Origin of the sequence: Kitasatospora sp. NPDC089913, assembly GCF_044748625.1 — a bacterium.
Classification (GTDB): domain Bacteria; phylum Actinomycetota; class Actinomycetes; order Streptomycetales; family Streptomycetaceae; genus Kitasatospora.
Genome location: NZ_JBIVGI010000007.1, coordinates 130,161 through 146,841 on the forward strand (window position 1 = coordinate 130,161; position 16,681 = coordinate 146,841).

At 74.4% G+C, this 16,681-nt stretch carries 16 protein-coding genes; 10 read left to right on the forward strand and 6 right to left on the reverse strand.

The genetic code is table 11. The annotated features are described in order from the left end of the window. The first annotated feature begins 81 nt into the window (after positions 1–81). Positions 82–1,011, forward strand: coding sequence for a hypothetical protein (locus tag ACIPYS_RS13760; protein ID WP_400746035.1), 930 nt, complete (start codon positions 82–84; stop codon positions 1,009–1,011). 167 nt (positions 1,012–1,178) lie between these two features. Next, entirely contained in the window at positions 1,179–2,786 is a 1,608-nt protein-coding gene (locus ACIPYS_RS13765) for a phosphonate degradation HD-domain oxygenase (protein ID WP_400746037.1), read from the forward strand. Positions 2,787–2,933: 147 nt separating this feature from the next. Here the strand turns inward: ACIPYS_RS13765 and ACIPYS_RS13770 are convergent, their stop codons facing one another. Continuing rightward, the gene (locus ACIPYS_RS13770; protein ID WP_231978744.1) at positions 2,934–3,740 is read right to left on the reverse strand and encodes a GntR family transcriptional regulator; all 807 of its coding nucleotides are present in this window, start codon (positions 3,738–3,740) and stop codon (positions 2,934–2,936) included. Positions 3,741–4,080: 340 nt separating this feature from the next. Between ACIPYS_RS13770 and ACIPYS_RS13775 the strand changes: the two genes are divergently transcribed. The 6 genes from ACIPYS_RS13775 (at position 4,081) to ACIPYS_RS13800 (ending at position 9,379) form a co-directional block, all read left to right on the forward strand. Further along, complete coding sequence (locus ACIPYS_RS13775; RefSeq protein ID WP_400746039.1) at positions 4,081–5,250, forward strand: ABC transporter substrate-binding protein; 1,170 nt, start codon at positions 4,081–4,083, stop codon at positions 5,248–5,250. Between the two features lie 65 nt (positions 5,251–5,315). After that, positions 5,316–6,284 carry an ABC transporter permease gene (locus ACIPYS_RS13780; RefSeq protein WP_400746041.1) on the forward strand — a complete coding sequence of 323 codons (969 nt, stop codon included), beginning with the start codon at positions 5,316–5,318 and terminating at the stop codon, positions 6,282–6,284. Continuing rightward, positions 6,272–7,132 (forward strand): ABC transporter permease, encoded by an 861-nt coding sequence (locus ACIPYS_RS13785; protein ID WP_093860056.1) that lies wholly within the window; start codon positions 6,272–6,274, stop codon positions 7,130–7,132. The genes ACIPYS_RS13780 and ACIPYS_RS13785 overlap by 13 nt, the downstream gene beginning before the upstream one ends. A 21-nt stretch (positions 7,133–7,153) precedes the next feature. Next, the gene (locus ACIPYS_RS13790; RefSeq protein WP_400746043.1) at positions 7,154–8,239 is read left to right on the forward strand and encodes an ABC transporter ATP-binding protein; all 1,086 of its coding nucleotides are present in this window, start codon (positions 7,154–7,156) and stop codon (positions 8,237–8,239) included. 138 nt (positions 8,240–8,377) lie between these two features. Further along, on the forward strand, positions 8,378–9,052 hold the full coding sequence (locus ACIPYS_RS13795) for an HAD family phosphatase (RefSeq protein WP_093860058.1): 675 nt from the start codon (positions 8,378–8,380) through the stop codon (positions 9,050–9,052). 6 nt (positions 9,053–9,058) lie between these two features. Beyond that, positions 9,059–9,379 (forward strand): multidrug efflux SMR transporter, encoded by a 321-nt coding sequence (locus ACIPYS_RS13800; RefSeq protein WP_093860059.1) that lies wholly within the window; start codon positions 9,059–9,061, stop codon positions 9,377–9,379. A 75-nt stretch (positions 9,380–9,454) separates the two neighbouring features. Here the strand turns inward: ACIPYS_RS13800 and ACIPYS_RS13805 are convergent, their stop codons facing one another. Continuing rightward, complete coding sequence (locus ACIPYS_RS13805) at positions 9,455–10,234, reverse strand: SDR family oxidoreductase (protein WP_093860060.1); 780 nt, start codon at positions 10,232–10,234, stop codon at positions 9,455–9,457. Between the two features lie 165 nt (positions 10,235–10,399). Between ACIPYS_RS13805 and ACIPYS_RS13810 the strand changes: the two genes are divergently transcribed. Continuing rightward, complete coding sequence (locus ACIPYS_RS13810) at positions 10,400–11,059, forward strand: HAD family hydrolase (protein ID WP_400746046.1); 660 nt, start codon at positions 10,400–10,402, stop codon at positions 11,057–11,059. 123 nt (positions 11,060–11,182) lie between these two features. On the opposite strand, the gene ACIPYS_RS13815 is transcribed toward ACIPYS_RS13810, so the two are convergent. The 4 genes from ACIPYS_RS13815 to ACIPYS_RS13830 form a co-directional block, all read right to left on the reverse strand. Next, positions 11,183–11,866 carry a phosphonatase-like hydrolase gene (locus ACIPYS_RS13815; RefSeq protein WP_093860062.1) on the reverse strand — a complete coding sequence of 228 codons (684 nt, stop codon included), beginning with the start codon at positions 11,864–11,866 and terminating at the stop codon, positions 11,183–11,185. A gap of 36 nt (positions 11,867–11,902) precedes the next feature. After that, positions 11,903–13,024: a TIGR03364 family FAD-dependent oxidoreductase gene (locus ACIPYS_RS13820; protein WP_400746048.1), complete on the reverse strand. Its 1,122-nt coding sequence runs from the start codon at positions 13,022–13,024 to the stop codon at positions 11,903–11,905. Between the two features lie 124 nt (positions 13,025–13,148). Further along, a complete protein-coding gene (locus ACIPYS_RS13825; protein WP_159424868.1) occupies positions 13,149–13,661 on the reverse strand; it encodes a pyridoxamine 5'-phosphate oxidase family protein in 513 nt (170 codons plus the stop codon). A 204-nt stretch (positions 13,662–13,865) separates the two neighbouring features. Continuing rightward, entirely contained in the window at positions 13,866–14,534 is a 669-nt protein-coding gene (locus ACIPYS_RS13830) for a phosphatase PAP2 family protein (protein WP_400746050.1), read from the reverse strand. A 601-nt stretch (positions 14,535–15,135) separates the two neighbouring features. On the opposite strand from ACIPYS_RS13830, the gene ACIPYS_RS13835 reads away from it, so the two are divergent. Continuing rightward, positions 15,136–16,638: a GAF domain-containing protein gene (locus ACIPYS_RS13835; RefSeq protein WP_400746052.1), complete on the forward strand. Its 1,503-nt coding sequence runs from the start codon at positions 15,136–15,138 to the stop codon at positions 16,636–16,638. Positions 16,639–16,681: the final 43 nt, after the last annotated feature.

Genomic DNA, 16,681 nt, shown 5'->3' on the forward strand with positions numbered 1-16,681 from the left:
TCACCGCCACCCGGCAGCCACCCGGCCGCCGCCACGGCCCGCTACGCTCGCGCTCCGATCTTGATCACAGGGGGAGCGCGAATGTCGACGGTATGGACCAGAACGACCGGGTGGCTGACCCTGATCGGCGTCCTCGTCACCGAAGTGTGGGCTCTGCTGCCCGCGGTGAGCCCGAGCGCGGTGGCGCTGTCGGCCCGGGCCAGGCTGCTGCCGCTGCTGGTGACGACGGCCTGCGCCCTCGGCTGGCTGGCGGTCTCGGCGGTGACACGCCGGCGCGAGCAGGTCGGGCGTGAACGGATCCGGCGCGCGACCTTCGGACCCGTCCTGGACAAGCGGCCGCCCGCCGCCCCCGGCCGGACCGCCGCCGCCCTGCTGGGCGTCGCGCTCGCCCTCGGGCCGACCGCCGCCCTGGCCCAGGCGGTCGGCCCGGACGGCGCCGAGGGCCGCTGGACCCAGCGGGTCCTGCGCGCGGGCGGCGGCCTGTACACGGTGGAGATAGCCGAGGTGCTCGGCACACCCCGGCGCACCGGCGTCAACATCAACGACCACCAGGTCTGGAGCGCGCCGATGGTGCTGGCCGTGCCGTGGTCGGACGGCGAGCCCCGACGACTGACCCTGGACCGGGTGGAGACGCTGGACGAGCCGGAACCGGGGGACTCGGTCTCGCTGATGTTCGCCGCGAACGACCTCGGACTCGGCGCCCGCGCGCACCGTTACGGCGCGATGAGCGGGATCGCCGGGCTCTGGATCCTGGTCCTCGGCCTGCTCGGCTCGGTCTTCGGCGCGGGCACGCTGGTCTCCGGGCGCGAGACGGTCGGCCGGCTGCGGGACTTCGCCCCCGGCGTGCACCTGCCGGTCGCCGGACTGCTGGCCCTGGGCGTCGGCCTCGACCTGCTGGTGGTGTACGCGTGGCCGCCGACCGCCCTGGGCTGGCTGCTGGCCCTCGCGGCGGCCACCACTCCGGCGCTCGCCGCCTGGTGGGTGCTCCGGCGGCTCCCGTACGGCCGCTGACGACGGGCCGCCGGGCCGGGTGCGCGCGCTCCCCGGCCGGGCAGTGTTCCCGAGCCGTTCACTCCCCCGGCACCGGGACCTCACCGACCCCGGGCAGGCTCCCGCACGACGGAGAAGTTGTCTGTACAACTTCGACCCCCCACCTCCGGGCCGCCGAGGAGAAGAGCATGACCACCACCGCCGAGCTGTCGCCGTACTGGCTGCGCGACAACTGCCCCTGCACCGAGTGCCGCGACCCGCGCAACGGGCAGAAGCTGTTCCAGATCACCGAGCTGCCGGACGATCTGGCGATCGCCGCGCGGGCCGAGCTGGACGGCCACCTGGAGGTGCTCTGGTCGGACGGGCACCGCTCGCGCTACCCCGTCGGGTGGCTGGCCGAGGAGGCCGGGGAGGACGGCCGCACCGAGAGCGGCAAGCAGCTGTGGGCCGCCGCCGACTTCGCCCGCGGCATCCCGGAGGCCCACTGGGACGACTACCTGGCCGACCCGGCCGAGAAGGCCGCCGTGCTGGCCGCCGTCCGCCGCTCCGGCTTCGCGGTGCTGCGCGGCGTCCCGGTGGTGGAGCGGCAGGTGCTGGCGGTCGCGGAGACCTTCGGGTACGTGCGGGTCACCAACTACGGCGAGCTGTTCGACGTCCGGGTCGAGCCGGACCCGAACAACCTCGCCTTCACCAGCGCCGCGATCACCCCGCACTCCGACAACCCGTACCGGGACCCGGTGCCCACCCTCCAACTGCTGCACTGCCTGGAGAACTCGGCCACCGGAGGCGACTCCGGCCTGGTGGACGGCTTCCGGGCGGCGGCGCTGCTGCGCGCGGAGGCGCCCGGGCACTTCGCGGTGCTGACCCGCACCCCGGTGCCGTTCGTGTTCCGCGACCGGGGCACCGAGCTGCGCGCCGACCGCCCGCTGATCGACGTGGACCCGCTGGGCCGGATCCGCGAGGTGCGGTTCAACAACCGCTCGATCGCGACCCTGCGCGGTCCGGCGGCGGAGCTGGACGCCTTCTACGCCGCCTACCGGGCGTTCGCCGCGATCACCCTGCGCCCGGCGCTGCAGCTGGAGTTCCGCCTCGACCCCGGGGACTGCCTGATCTTCGACAACGTCCGGCTGCTGCACGCCCGGACGGCCTTCGCCCAGGACGGCCGGCGCCACCTCCAGGGCTGCTACGCCGACCTGGACTCGCTGTCCTCCACCCTGAGCGTGCTGGAGCGCCGTGCGGCCGCGCTGGACGAACTGGCCGCGCTGTTCGAGGGCGAGGGCGCCGGGGAGTACCTGGGCGAGGCGGTCACCATGGCCGAGCACATGCTGCAGGCCGGCGCGCTGGCCGAGGCGAGGGGTGCCGGCCCGCACCTGGTCGCGGCGGCGCTGCTGCACGACGTCGGGCATCTCTCTCTCGACAAGCACAGCCAGGGCGCCCTGCACGGGCGGGACCTGATGGAGGGCCGGGACAACCGGCACAGCCACACCGGCGCGGACTGGCTGGCCCGATGGTTCGGCCCGGAGGTCACCGAGCCGGTCCGGCTGCACGTGGCGGCCAAGCGCTACCTGTGCGCGGTCGAGCCGGACTACCGGGCCCGGCTGTCCGAGGCCTCGGAGTACACCCTCCGGGTGCAGGGCGGTCCGATGTCCGAGGAGGAGGCCGCCGCCTTCGCCGCCCGGCCGGGCGCCGAGGACGCGGTGGCGGTCCGCCGCTGGGACGACGAGGCCAAGGAGGCGGACGCGGCGACGCCGGGCTTCACGCACTTCCGGCCGCTGCTGGCCGCACTGATGCGCTGATGCCCTGATGCCCTGACCCGAACAGCCCCGCTGCCGCACCACTGCCGCCCCCGTGGCGCACCGCTGCCGCACCGTGCCGCCCGTCTGCCGCACCGCTTCAACGGCGGTGCGGCAGCCGGGCGTTCGGGCGGGGAACCCCGCCCCGGCTCAGTCGCTCTCCCGCGCGTGCCGCGAGAGCGCCGACGTGGCCAGCGAGTTGTGGATGCTGAAGGCCACCGTGCCGGGCAGGTAGCGGTCCTGGGACCACTCCACCGGAGTGCCGGTCGGATCCGTGGTCCGGCGCCGCTCGCGCAGCAGCGGACCGCCGCGCCGGCAGCCCAGCAGCCGGGCGTCGTCCGCGTTGGCGGCGACTATGTCGATCGTGTGGTCGGCGTCGGTGAACAGGATGCCGTGCTCGCGCAGCACCTCGGTGTGCGAGACGACGTCCGGCGGCAGCTCGGCGACGATCTCGCCGACCCGGGGCGGGTAGACGGTCCGCTCGACCATCACCGGCTTGCCGGAGAGGGTGCGCAGCCGGACCGTCACATAGACCTCGTCCCCCGGCTCCAGACGCAGCTGGTCGCGCTCGGCGGCGTCGGCCGGGCGGCGGACCAGCGAGTCCAGGATGCCGCCGGGCTCCTCGCCCATCGAGTAGGCCCAGTGCGTGAAGCTGAGCAGTTCGGAGAAGCTCTGCACCCGGGCCGTGCCGAGCACGACGCGGCGGGTGCCCCGGCGCGAGGTGACCAGTCCGTCCGAGCGCAGCACGGCGAGGGCCTGGCGGACGGTGCCGCGCGAGACGCCGTACTGCTCGGCGAGCGCGCCCTCCGCGGGCAGCCGGCCGGCCTCGCCGAACGCGCCCGTGGTGATCGCCTCGCGCAGGTCGGCGGCGACCTGGCGGTAGAGCGAACCGGACGCGCGCTCGGCCCCGGCGGGGCCGGTCGGGCGGCCCTCGGGGCGCCCCGGCTCCAGTGCCACGTCAGTCAATGTCCCTCCTGGGCGGTGTCCTGCGCAGCCCGTACCGGCGCGGACAGCCCGACCATATCCCGCTGCGCTCCCGAAGCATCGCACTCCGGCGATCATCCGCCGGCGATCTGATTCGACCGTTCCCGCAGCCGACCCCGGTTCTGGGCCATCCGTTCACCTTCCCGTCACCGGGCTCCGGCGTACTTACCCCCGTCAGCGAAGTTGGCTAGTCAACTCGGACGACGCGATCGGCCTCTCACCCGGCCGGCCCGCCGCCCTTCGCGAGACGCAGGCCCGCGGACCCCCCGCGAACGCCCCCTCGCAGTACGCCCCCTTTACAGGAGACTTCCCCGTGACCGTGCACCGCGCCCGCGCCGCCGCCTTCGCGGCCGTACTGACCGCCGCCGCGCTCTCCCTCTCCGCCTGCGGCTCCGCCGGTTCGACCGCCAAGGCCGGCGACGCCGCCAAGGCCGGTACCAAGGACGCCAAGGACGCCACCTCCGCCGCCGACTTCGGCGGTCTGGACGGCCTGGTCGCCGCCGCCAAGAAGGAGGGCAAGCTGCACGTCATCACGCTGCCCCGGGACTGGGCGAACTACGGCAAGATCATCGACGGCTTCAAGGCCAAGTACGGCCTGGAGGTCGAGGAGGAGAACCCGGACGGCTCCAGCCAGGACGAGATCAACGCGATCAACTCCCGCAAGGGCCAGGACCGCGCCCCCGACGTGGTCGACCTGGGCAGCGCCTTCGCCCTGCAGGCGGTCAAGGACGGCATCCTCGCCCCCTACAAGGTCGCCACCTTCGACAAGGTGCCGGACAGCATGAAGGACGCGACCGGCGCCCGCGTCAACGACTACGGCGGCTACATCTCGATCGGCTGCGACGCCAAGAAGATCGCCAACTGCCCGAAGACCTTCGCGGACCTGCTCAAGCCGGAGTACAAGGGCCAGGTCGCCCTCAACGGCAACCCGACCAAGTCCGGCTCGGCCTTCGGCGGCGTCTACGCGGCCGCGCTCGCCAACGGCGGTTCGCTGGACAACATCCAGCCCGGCATCGACTTCTTCGGCAAGCTGAAGCAGTCCGGCAACTTCAACCCGGTCGAGTCGACCCCGGCGACCATCGAGAAGGGCGAGACCCCGATCTCGATCGACTGGTCCTACCTGAACGCCGGTTACAGCGACCAGTTCAAGGACAAGGGTGTCGACTGGAAGGTCTCCATCCCGGTCGACGGCTCCTACGCCCAGTTCTACAACCAGGCCATCAACAAGTGGGCCCCGCACCCGGCCGCCGCGCGCCTGTGGCAGGAGTACCTCTTCAGCGCCGAGGGCCAGAACCTCTTCCTGGGCGGTTACGCCACCCCGGCCACCTTCGAGGCCCTGAAGAAGGACGGCACCCTGGACGCCACCGCGGCCGCCAAGCTGCCGACCGTCGAGAAGCCGTTCACCGACTTCCCGAGCGTGGACCAGATCAACGCGGCCAAGAAGGTCGTCACCGAGAACTGGACCAAGGCCATCGCGGGCTGACCCGCCCCGGCCACGCACCACCCATCGGGCTGAGACACCACTCATCCGGCTGAGACAAGGCACTCATGACCACGGCTCCCACCCCGGTGCCGACCACCCCCGCCGCCACCGATCTCGGTGGCGGCGCGGGGGCGTCGCCCACCGCCGCACGCACCACCCCCGCCCCCACCCGGCGGCGCGGACCGCTCGCCCGCCTCGGCGGCGCGTGGCTCGCCACCCTGCCGCTGCTGCTGTTCTTCGTGATCGGCTTCGGCCTCCCCGCCGTAGCCATCGTGATCGGCGCGTTCACCACCTCCAGCGACGCGGAGGCCGGTGCCGGGCAGTTCACCTTCGACAACGTGACGGCCTCCGTCCAGGGCGCCTACCTCACCTCGATGCTGAGCAGCCTCAAGCTCTCCGCGCTGACCGCCCTGCTCGCCACCCTGATCGGCCTGCCGCTCGCCCAGGCGGTCGTGACCTCCAAGCGCGGCTGGCTGCGCCAGGCGGTGCTCACCGCCTCCGGTGTGCTCGCCAACTTCGGCGGCCTGCCGCTCGCCTTCGCGTTCGTCGCCACCCTCGGCAACGCCGGCGAGATCACCAAGCTGCTGCACCTGACCGACCACGGCTGGTCGCTGTACACCTTCACCGGCCTGACGATCGTCTACCTGTACTTCCTGATCCCGCTGATGGTGCTCACCATCACCCCGGCGCTGGACGGCCTGCGCGTCCAGTGGCGCGAGGCGGCGCAGAACAACCGCGCCACCGGCTACCAGTACTGGCGCTACGTCGCGCTGCCGATCCTGCTGCCCTCGCTGCTGGGCGGCTTCGTCCTGCTCTTCGGCAGCGCCTTCGCCGCCTACGCCACGGCCGCCGCCATGGTCGGCGCGACCGTCCCGCTGGTCAGCCGCTCGATCGCGGACGCGCTCTCCGGCAACGTGCTGGTCGGCCAGGGCAACCTCGCCCTCGCCCTCAGTCTCAACATGATCGTGGTGGCCGTCCTGGTGATGGCCGTGTACCTCCCCCTCCAGCGCCGGAGCGCCCGATGGCTCAGCTGACCTCCCCCGCCCGCACCCACCGCCAGGCCACCCGCCGGCCGAAGGTGCGCTGGTGGCGCGGCGCCGTGCTGCTGCTCGCCGGCGTGTACTTCGTGGTCCCGCTCGCGGCCTCCGCCTGGTTCTCGATCGACGAGCCCAAGGGCATCTCCTTCGAGGCCTACACCGGGCTGCTCTCCGCGCCCGGCTTCCTGGACAGCCTCTGGCTGACCCTCGGCCTCGCCCTCGTCACCGTGCTGGTGCTGCTGCTCCTGCTGGTCCCGGCGCTGATCGCGGTCCGGCTCGGCGCGCCCCGGCTGCGCCCGGTGATCGACGTACTCTGCACCCTGCCGCTGGTCGTCCCCCCGGTCGCCCTGACCGCCGGCATGATCGGCGTGCTCCGCTGGGGCCCGGACTACCTGATGGACACCCCGTTCTTCCAGACCTTCGTGTTCATCCAGGACCCGGACTTCCCGCTGGTGCTGGTCATCGCCTACGTGCTGATGGCCCTGCCGCTCGCCTACCGCTCCCTGGACGCCGGGCTGCGCGCGGTGGACGTCCGCACCCTGGTCGAGGCCGCCCGCAACTGCGGCGCGAGCTGGCCGCGCGCGGTGTTCACCGTCGTCCTGCCGAACCTGCGCGGCGCGCTGCTCAACGCCTCGTTCCTGACCCTGGCCCTCGTGCTCGGCGAGTTCACCGCCGCCTCGATCCTCGGGTTCCAGCCCTTCCCGGTCTGGATCTACTCGGTCGGCAACAGCCAGGCCCACATGTCGGTCGCGGTCTCCATCCTCAGCCTGCTGCTCACCTGGCTGCTGCTGCTCCTGCTGGCCTCCGTCGGCCGTCAGCGCGGCTCCAAGACCGCCACCTCCTGAAACCCCCCGGAGTCACCCATCATGACCACGGCCACCGCCCCCGTCACCGGCGCCCCCGTCACCCCCGGCAGCGCCACCGTCGAGTTCCGCTCGCTGCGCCGCACCTTCGGCGCCACCACCGCGCTGGACGGCCTCGACCTCACCGTCCACCCCGGTGAGCTGCTCGCCCTGCTCGGCCCGTCCGGCTGCGGCAAGACCACCGCGCTGCGCATCCTGGCCGGCTTCGAGCAGCACGACTCGGGCCAGGTCCTGGTCGACGGCAAGGACATCACCGCGATCCCCGCGCACAAGCGCGACGCCGGCATGGTGTTCCAGTCCTACAGCCTGTTCCCGCACCTGACCGCGGCCGACAACGTCGCCTTCGGCCTGCGGATGCGCGGCGCCGGCAAGGCCGAGCGGACCAAGCGCGCCCAGGAGCTGCTGGAGCTGGTCGGTCTGCCGCAGCACGCCGGCCGCTACCCGCACCAGATGTCCGGCGGCCAGCAGCAGCGCATCGCGCTCGCCCGCGCGCTCGCCCTCCAGCCGCGCGTCCTGCTGCTCGACGAGCCGCTGTCCGCGCTGGACGCCAAGGTGCGGCTGTCGCTGCGCGAGGAGATCCGCCGCCTCCAGCAGGAGCTGGGGATCACCACCCTGTTCGTCACCCACGACCAGGAGGAGGCGCTGTCGATGGCCGACCGGGTCGCCGTCCTGCGCTCCGGCCGGCTCGAGCAGTGCGCCGCCCCCGCCGAGCTGTACGCCCGCCCGGCCACCGCCTTCGTCGCCGAGTTCGTCGGCACCATGAGCCGCATCCCCTGCGAGCGCTCCGGCGAGGGCGTCGAGATGCTCGGCCGCCGCCACGCCGTGGACGGCGAGCTGCCCGCCGACGGCCCGCTCCAGGTGCTGGTCCGCCCGGAGAACGTCCGGCTGACCCCGGACGAGCACGGGCCGGCCCTGGTCGTCTCGGCGTCCTTCCTGGGCGCGGTCACCCGCCTCACCGTCCGCCTGAACGACGGCACCGAGGTCAAGGCCGACCTGCCCACCGAGACCGCCGCCGCGCTGCCGGCCGGCTCGCGCGCCGCGCTGACCCTGCCGGAGCGCCCGGTCCTGGTCGACCGGCGTACCGTCTGAGCCGCACCCGACCGGCACCCGACCCGACCGGCACCCGACCCGACCCGCGCCTCGCCGCGCCGAACCCGGCCGCCCGCAGGGACCGGGCCTCCCGGCCCGCCCCGTCCACCCTCCGCGTGCACCACCGAAGGTACCGCCATGCCTGAAACTCCCCCACCCGCCGCCGTCCTCTTCGACATGGACGGCACCCTCGTCGACACCGAGCACCTCTGGTGGGAGGCCGCCGCCGAGCTCGCCGACGAGCTGCGCCACCCGCTCACCGAGGCCGACGCGCCCGAGGTGCTCGGCCAGGCGATCGAGCACACCGCCGCCCACCTCCACCGGGTCAGCGGCACCGCCCTCAGCGAGGCCGAACTGGCCGACCGGCTGGGCGACTCCTTCGCCGGGAAGGTCGCCGCCGAGACCGTCCCCCGCCCCGGCGCGCTCGCCCTGCTGGCCGAGCTGCGCGACGCCCGGGTGCCCACCGCGCTGGTCTCCGCCTCCCCCCGCCGGGTGGTCGACATGGTGCTGGGCACCATCGGCCGGGACTGGTTCGCGGTGACCCTGGCCGCCGAGGACACCCCGCGCACCAAGCCCGCCCCGGACCCGTACCTCGCGGCCGCGGCCCGGCTCGGTCTGGACCCGGCGGCCTGCGTCGCCGTCGAGGACACCCCGACCGGGGTCGCCTCCGCCTCCGCGGCCGGCTGCGCCGTGCTCGCCGTCCCGTCCACCGGCACCGCGATCCCGGACGGCTCCCGGATCACCCTGCTGGACAGCCTGGAGCACGCGGACCTCGACCTCCTCGGCCGGCTCACCGCCGTGCCCGGGGTTTAATGCTCCGTGCCCTACGTACTCCTCGCCCTGGCGATCATCAGTGAAGTCTGTGCCACCAGCTGCCTCAAGCTGACCGAGGGTTTCAGCCGGCTCTGGCCCAGCGTGGGCGTGGCGATCGGCTACGTGCTGTCCTTCGCCCTGCTCGGCCGCGCCCTCAAGCACATACCGGTCTCGATCGCCTACGCCGTCTGGTCCGGCGCCGGCACCGCCGCCGTGGCCGGCATCGGCGTCGTCGCCTTCGGCGAGTCGCTGGGGCGGACGCAGTGGATCGGCCTCGCCCTGGTCATCGTCGGCGTGGTCGTGCTCAACCTCAAGGGCGGCCACTGAACCGGGCCGCGCACGGGTGACGACGAACGCGCCGGGCGGTGGGACCACCGCCCGGCGCGCCGTTCCCCGCACCGGTCAGACGTGGGCGATCGGCCCCAGGTAGGTACCGCCCGAGACGTCGACGGTCTGGCCGGTCACCCAGCGGCCCTGCGGTCCGGCCAGGAATCCGACCACGTCGGCGACGTCCTCCGGCTCGCCGAGGCGACCGAGCGCGGTGATCGACTCCAGGCCCGCGACGATCTCCGGTATCCCGGTGTAGGCCGCGGTCATGTCGGTCCGCACCGCGCCGGGCGCCACCGTGTTGACGGTGATCCCGCGCAGGCCCAGCTCATTGGCGAGGGACGGGCCCATCGCCTCCAGCGCCGCCTTGGTGACCGTGTAGCCGATCTGCGTGGACACCGCGAAGCGGCTGGCGGTGGAACCCATGTTGATGATCCGGCCGCCGTCGTTCAGCAGCGCCAGCGCGCGCTGGATCACGAAGAACGGCGTGGTCACGTTGACGGCGAGGAGCCGGTTGAACTCCTCCTCGGTGACCTGCCCGATCGAACTGCCCGAGCTGATCCCGGCGTTGTTGACCAGGATGTCCAGGCCCCGCACCCCGCGCTCCGCCAGCCCCGCGGTCACGCCCTCGAACAGCCGCTCCACGGCGCCGGGCTCCCCGAACCGCGCGCCGACGGCGAACGCCCGGCCGCCGTTCGCGACGATCCGGGCCACGGTCTCCTCCGCCGCCTCCGCGTTGCCCCCGTAGTGCACCACGACCAGCGCACCGCCGGCGGCCAGCCGGAGCGCCACCGCCCGTCCGATGCCCCGCGAACCACCCGTCACCAATGCTGCTTTGTCGGCCAGTTCGGCCATTTCTGCCCCCGTTCGATCGTCCCGGCCCCTCCGAGGAGCCGGCCGACGATCAAGGTACCGGAGGTGGCCGATCCGGATCCACGGATTCCCGCCCCGGGCCGCCCGGCCGTGACCGGCCCCACCCGACCCGGCCGTGACCGGCCGTGACCGGTCTATCCTGCGCGCATGATCATCCCGACCGGGCCGGTACGGCTCGTCATCTTCGACTGCGACGGCGTCCTGGTGGACAGCGAGCGGATCGCGGCCCGGGTGCAGACCGGCCTCGGCGCCGAACTCGGCTGGCCGCTCACCGAGGAGGAGGTGGTGGAGCGCTTCATCGGCCGCTCGATGGCCTCGATCGACGAACAGGTCGCCGAGCGGCTCGGCCGGGAGACCGCCGACCACTGGTGGGCGGAGTTCGTGCGCCGGCACGCCGAGCAGGTGGACGCCGGTCTGGAGCCGGTCGACGGCCTGCCGGAGGCGCTCGACGCGATCACCCTGCCGACCTGCGTGGCGTCCAGCGGCTCGCACGAGAAGATGGCGCACACCCTGGGCCGCACCGGGCTGTTCGACCGCTTCGCCGGCCGGATCTTCAGCGCCACCGAGGTCGCCCGGGGCAAACCGGCCCCGGACCTCTTCCTGCACGCGGCGCAGCGGATGGGCGTGCCGCCGTCGGCCTGCGCCGTCGTCGAGGACAGCGCCCCGGGCGTCCTGGCCGCGCGCGCGGCCGGCATGCGCGCCTTCGGCTACGCGGGCGGCCTCACCCCCGCCGCCCGGCTGACCGGCCCGGGCACGGTCGTCTTCGAGGACATGCGCGAACTCCCCGCCCTCCTCGCCGCGGGCTGACCACCGGTCCGGGGCCGGGTCCGGTCTCCGCCCAGCCGGCGGCCTTCCTCCCCGGCCCGCGCCGGGACGCCGAATGCCCCGGGCGGGGGCGCGCCTCGCGTCGCGCCCCCGCCCGGGTACTGCTCAGCCGACCGGTCCCAGCAGGGCGGGCAGCTCGGCGACGGACTTCAGCACGTGGGTGGCGCCGTCGGCCCGCAGCCGCTGCTCGTCGTGGGCGCCGGTGAGGACGCCCGCGACCACCGAGGCGCCGGCCCGGACACCGGTCAGCATGTCGTAACCGGTGTCGCCGGACACCGCGACCTGCCGGACGTCGTCGGTCCCGGTGCGCAGCAGCGCGGCGAGCGCGAGGTCCGGGTAGGGGCGGCCCCGGCCGGCCTCGGCCGGGCAGAGGGTGAGGTCGGCGATGTCCTGCCAGCCGAGGGCGGCCAGGATGCGGTCCTGGGTGGCCCGGGAGAAGCCGGTGGTGAGGACCACCTTGCGGCCCTGGCCGCGGAGTTCGGCGATGGCCTCGGCCGCGCCGGGCAGCGCCGCGCAGTGGCCCTCGTCGACGAGGTCGTGGTACGCGGCCTCGAAGGCGGCGTTGGCCCGCTGGGCCTTCTCCTCCTCGCCGAACAGGTGGCGGAAGACCGAGATCTTGGACTCGCCCATGGTGGCGCGGACGTGCTCCAGCATGGTGGCGTGCTCGGCACTGCCGGTCTCGACCCCGAGCGAGCCGGCGGCGGCCCCGAAGGCCCGCTCGACCAGGCCGCCGTCGGCCACGGTGGTGCCGGCCATGTCCAGGACGACCAGGCGGATGTCGTTCGACATGTTCAATTCCTTCGACAGACTTACAGGTTGGCGGACTTACAGGTTGGCGAGTTCGGCGGTCTTCTCGGCGATCGCGGGCGAGCAGGTCATGCCCCGGCCGCCGGGGCCGGTGACCAGCCAGACGCCGTCGCGGACACGCTCGCGGTGGACCACCCGGGTGGTGTCGACGCACTGCGCGTAGACGCCGGCCCAGCGGCGGCGGACCCGGGGCAGCGGGCGGCCGAGCAGTTCCTCGGCCACGCCGACCAGGTGGTCGTACGGGTCCTCGACCACGTCGAAGGCGAAGGGGTGGTCGTACTCGTGGGTGTCGCCGATGGTCAGACCGCCGTCCCGGCGCTGGACCATCAGCAGCTGCATCTTGTGCTCGGCCGCGACCGGCGGCTGCGGCTGGACCTCGCGGAGGCGGTCCAGGGCGTCGCCGGCGAAGGCCGGGTAGTAGCGGAAGGAGTCGCCGTCGGCGACCGAGGTGGTCATCGGCTCGTCCAGCGGGTCGGTCTGCATCATCTGCAGCCGCACCTTGCGGACCGGCAGCTCGGGCGCCAGCTCGCGGACCAGGCCGCCCAGCCAGGCGCCGGTGCAGAGGATCACCAGGTCACCGGTGTGGACGTCGCCGTGGTCGTCGCGGACGGCGTTCTCGCCGACGACGTCGCGGACCTCGCGCCCGGGCAGGAAGGTGTACCGGCCGGTGGCGGTCAGGGCGGCGCGCAGCGCGGGCTGGGCGGTGCGCGGCTCGACCGCGGCGTCCCGCTCGCACCACAGGGCACCGAGCAGCTTGCCGCGCAGGGCGGGGTTGGCGGCCCGGGTCTGCTCGGCGTCGAGCAGCCGGTAGCCGCGCGCGGCGGCGTCGGGCAGGGTCAGCGCCTGCTCGGCGACCGCGAGTTCGGCCTCGGTGCGGATCGCGGTGAGCGAGCCGTTGGCGCGGAAGCCGAGGTCGGGGACCTGCCCGCCGATCCGCTCCCACAGCTCGCGGGCCCGCAGCGCGGTGTCCAGTTCCTCACCCCGGGCGCGGCCGCTGACCCAGACCAGGCCGAAGTTGCGCACCGAGGCGCCGCGCGCCTCCGCCTCGCGCTCCAGGTGGACGACCTCGTGGCCGCGCTCGACGGCCTGCCAGGCGTGCATGGTGCCGAGCACGCCTGCTCCTACGACGATGACTCTCATGCGGCCAGGCTGATGCCGCCAGGTGTCCGAGGGGAGTCCGACCGGCGGACCGCAGATGAACCGACCGAAAAGTTGTACAGCCAACATGGCGCCCGCCGGGCCCGGACGGGCGCCGCGGCCGGGGTCAGCGCCGCACGGCCGCCCGCAGGTAGTTCCGCCGGCCGAACTTCGGCTCGTCCACCGCCGTCAGCCCCTCCACCTGGAACCGGTACAGCGCCGCCGCCCCGCCACCGGTCAGGAACTGCCGCCGCACCTCCTCGTCCCGCGCGAAGGCCGGGTACCGCCCCTGGTAGGCGGCCAGCGCCGACTCGGCCTGCCGCCCCCACGCCTCGCCCGCGCTGCCGGTCAGCTGGAGTCCGCGCAGCTGCTCGCCGAAGACCGGCGGCGGCAGGAACACGGTGGCCGCCGCCCTGGCCTCCTCGGCCAGGTGGTGGCTGTGGCGGGTGGCGCGCTCACTGACGAAGTAGAGGACGAGGTCGTCGTCGTAGGCGAAGAAGGCGAGGTTGGCGTGCGGGCCGTGCTCGTGGCCCGCCGTCGCCAGGGTGAGCACCATCGCCTCGGCCAGCAGGCCCTCGACGCCCTTGCCGAGCTCCTCGGCCGGCCAGTCCCCCTGGGTGATGTCGAGTCGGTACGGCATGAGCAGCACTTCCCTCCACTGGCACGCCCGGCGCGCGGCGCCCTGGCACGACTGAGCCGGGCGGGTGCCCCCGTCGGGGGCCGCCGCGCCCGGCTCACATGCTCTTCCCCGGCACCCCTGCCGCACAAGGGCCGGGACAGCGTCCGGCCTGCCGGTTCCGGGCCGCCCGGTCCCTCCCCCACTGGCAGGCCCGGCCGGGACCGCTCAGTCCCGCCGCACCCCGACCGGCCGGCCCGGGCCGGCGACCGCCGCCGCGGCCCCCGTGCCCAGCAGCGGCCGCAGCGGACCGGTGCGGGCGTGTGCCACCAGCGGCCCGGCCCGGCCGGCCGCGAGCACCAGCGGCACCGCCACCAGCACGCCGACCACCGCCCCCACCAGGACGTCGTGCGGATAGTGCACCCCCACCCAGACCCGGGAGGCACCCATCAGCACGGCGGCCACGGCGGCCACCGCGCCGATCCGCCGGTCGACGAGCAGCAGCGCGGCGGCGGCCGCGAACGCGATCACGGTGTGGTTGCTCGGGAAGGACCAGTCACCGGGCCCCGGGCAGCTCTCCAGGGTGTCCCGCACCCGCAGCTGCGCGCACGGCCGGACCTCCTCCACCACTCCCTTGAAAGCGGAGTTCACCGCGTAGGCGAGCAGGACGACCGGCGCCGCGGCCAGCACCCGGGCCATCACGGCCGGCCCGCCCCCGCGCGCCCGCCACCAGGCGGCGAGCATCAGCAGCGCGAAGAGCCCGAGGCCGAGCAGCGACCAGAGCGCGACCACCCGGTCCAGCCAGTACGGCGCGGCGTCCGCCCAGCCGACCACCCGGCTGTACAGGCCGCCGGAGACGCCACTGCCGTCGTACACGGCCAGCTCGTGCAGCGGCATGCCGGGCACCGGAAGGCCGGACGCAGGAACGCCGGACGCCGGAAGGCCGTGCACCGGAAGGCCCGACGCCGACGCCTCGTGCACCGCCGCCTGCGCCGGGAGCAGTGCCGGGGTCGGGAGCGGCGCCGTCACCGGTCGGCACCGGCGTGACGGCGGTACCGCCGGTCACCGAACAGTTCGCAAACAATCGGGAGCATGAGGACAACTACTACCAGAACGAAGATCTGTACCGGATAACAGTCGATACCGGGCGCGCCCGAGCCGGCCGCCGCCCACCCCGCACCGGCCACCGTGACCAGCATTCGGACACGCGCCCCTGCTACGCACCCGTGCGCCGGGCGCGCACCCCGCAGGCCCCGCGCGCCCGCTTGCGGCCGCCCGCCCCGACCGCCCCGGAACCGGGCACCCGCCCACCGCTCCCGCCCCTCGCCGGACCCCTTCCCACCCCGTCCGGACACCCCCGGCCATTGGCATGTCCACTTCCATACCATCGGGTATTCCGAGTTGGCAGACCCCATCCCCAGGAACGGGTGGCGCCCGTACTCTTTCGTCAGCGCGTCGACCCCGGCGCGCCCTCGGACGGCGGCGAGGAGCGAACCGAGTGCGGCAGCCAGGACGGCAGACCCGACGACCCGAGCGTCGTACTCCGCAGACGGCTGCGGAACTGGCCAAGGTCCACGAACGCGCCCTCGCCGAGGCCGCCGCCCGCGCCGCCACCCGCGACACCGGCCCCGACGACCCGTCCCTGTTCCAGCCCCGCCCCGAGATCGGCGACTCCTGGGAACGCCTGCGCCGGATCGGCCTCGACCCCGACGCCGGCGCCGCCGCCGTCCACCTCGGCCCCGCCGAGATCGAACACCGCCGCCGCACCAGCGGCCTCGACCCGCTGCTCCCCGTCCTCCGCGACACCCTGCTCGAACAGCCCGGCCAGCCACCGCTGATCCTCGCCATCGCCGACGCGGACGGCCACATCCTCTGGCAGGAGGGCGAGCGCGGACTGCGCCGCAGCGCCGACCGGATCGGCTTCCTCACCGGCGCCCGGTGGATCGAGGAGAGCGTCGGCACCAACGGGATCGCCGCCGCCCTGCGCGCCCAGCGCCCGATGCAGGTCCACTCCGCCGAGCACTACCTGCGCAGCCACCACTCGTGGACCTGCGTCGCCGCCCCCGTGCACGACCCCGGCACCGGCCGGCTGATCGGCGCCATCAACCTCAGCGGCCCGGCCCACTCCGTCCGCCCCTACCTGCTCCAGCTCACCGCCACCGCCGCCAAGCTCGCCGAGACCGAACTGCGCGCCCGCCGCCTCGAATCACTGCACCACCTGCGCACCCTCGCCGCCCCGATGCTGGCCCGGGTGAACGGACCCGCCCTGGTCGTCGACGCGGCCGGCTGGACGGCCGCCGCGGCGGGCCTGCCACCACCGGCCCGGCTGCGACTGCCCGCCGAGGGCTGGAGCACCGCCGCCGTGCACTGGCTGCCCAGCCTGGGCGAATGCGTGATCGAGCCGCTCGCCGACGGCTGGCTGGTCCGCCCGGTGCCGCTCCGCAGCGCCGCGCCGGCACCGGCCGCGGACCTCGACGGTCCGGACGACCCCGGCGCTCCCGACGGGCCCGGCGGCCTCGGCGGCCTGCTCGCCGAACAGGCCGAGGGCGCCCGGGTCCGGCTCGACCTGCGCCGGCCGGGCAGTCCGGCGCTGTCGGTGCACGGCGCGGCCGGCAGCTGGTCGCACGCGCTCAGCCCCCGCCACGCCGAACTGCTGCTGCTGCTCGCCACCGAACGGAACGGCCTCAGCGCGGCCCAGCTGGCCGACGCGCTGTTCGGGGACCCGGCCAGGACGGTGACGGTGCGGGCCGAACTCTCCCGGCTCCGCCGCCACCTGGGCGGCCTTCTGGCCCACCGGCCCTACCGCTTCGCCGAATCGGTGCTGGTCGGCGTGGCCGGCCCGGAGGACCCGTACGACCTGCTGCCGTCCTCCTCCGGTCCGGCCCTGCGCAGGCTCCGCGCGGAACTGGCGAGCGGCACCGTCCGGCTCCCCGGGCCCCCGCCCCCACCGGGCCAGCTGCCGGCCCCGCGGACCGGCCGGGTCCCGCTGCCGCCGGCCTGAGCGCATCACCGGTCCGAGCACATCACCGCTCCGGGCGCCTCAC

Coding starts and splice junctions, on each gene's coding strand:
- ACIPYS_RS13760 (WP_400746035.1), top strand. CDS start 82: ATGTCGACGGTATGGACCAGAACGACCGGGTGGCTGACCCTGATCGGC.
- ACIPYS_RS13765 (WP_400746037.1), top strand. CDS start 1,179: ATGACCACCACCGCCGAGCTGTCGCCGTACTGGCTGCGCGACAACTGC.
- ACIPYS_RS13780 (WP_400746041.1), top strand. CDS start 5,316: ATGACCACGGCTCCCACCCCGGTGCCGACCACCCCCGCCGCCACCGAT.
- ACIPYS_RS13785 (WP_093860056.1), top strand. CDS start 6,272: ATGGCTCAGCTGACCTCCCCCGCCCGCACCCACCGCCAGGCCACCCGC.
- ACIPYS_RS13790 (WP_400746043.1), top strand. CDS start 7,154: ATGACCACGGCCACCGCCCCCGTCACCGGCGCCCCCGTCACCCCCGGC.
- ACIPYS_RS13795 (WP_093860058.1), top strand. CDS start 8,378: ATGCCTGAAACTCCCCCACCCGCCGCCGTCCTCTTCGACATGGACGGC.
- ACIPYS_RS13805 (WP_093860060.1), bottom strand. CDS start 10,234: ATGGCCGAACTGGCCGACAAAGCAGCATTGGTGACGGGTGGTTCGCGG.
- ACIPYS_RS13810 (WP_400746046.1), top strand. CDS start 10,400: ATGATCATCCCGACCGGGCCGGTACGGCTCGTCATCTTCGACTGCGAC.
- ACIPYS_RS13815 (WP_093860062.1), bottom strand. CDS start 11,866: ATGTCGAACGACATCCGCCTGGTCGTCCTGGACATGGCCGGCACCACC.
- ACIPYS_RS13820 (WP_400746048.1), bottom strand. CDS start 13,024: ATGAGAGTCATCGTCGTAGGAGCAGGCGTGCTCGGCACCATGCACGCC.
- ACIPYS_RS13825 (WP_159424868.1), bottom strand. CDS start 13,661: ATGCCGTACCGACTCGACATCACCCAGGGGGACTGGCCGGCCGAGGAG.
- ACIPYS_RS13830 (WP_400746050.1), bottom strand. CDS start 14,534: ATGCCGCTGCACGAGCTGGCCGTGTACGACGGCAGTGGCGTCTCCGGC.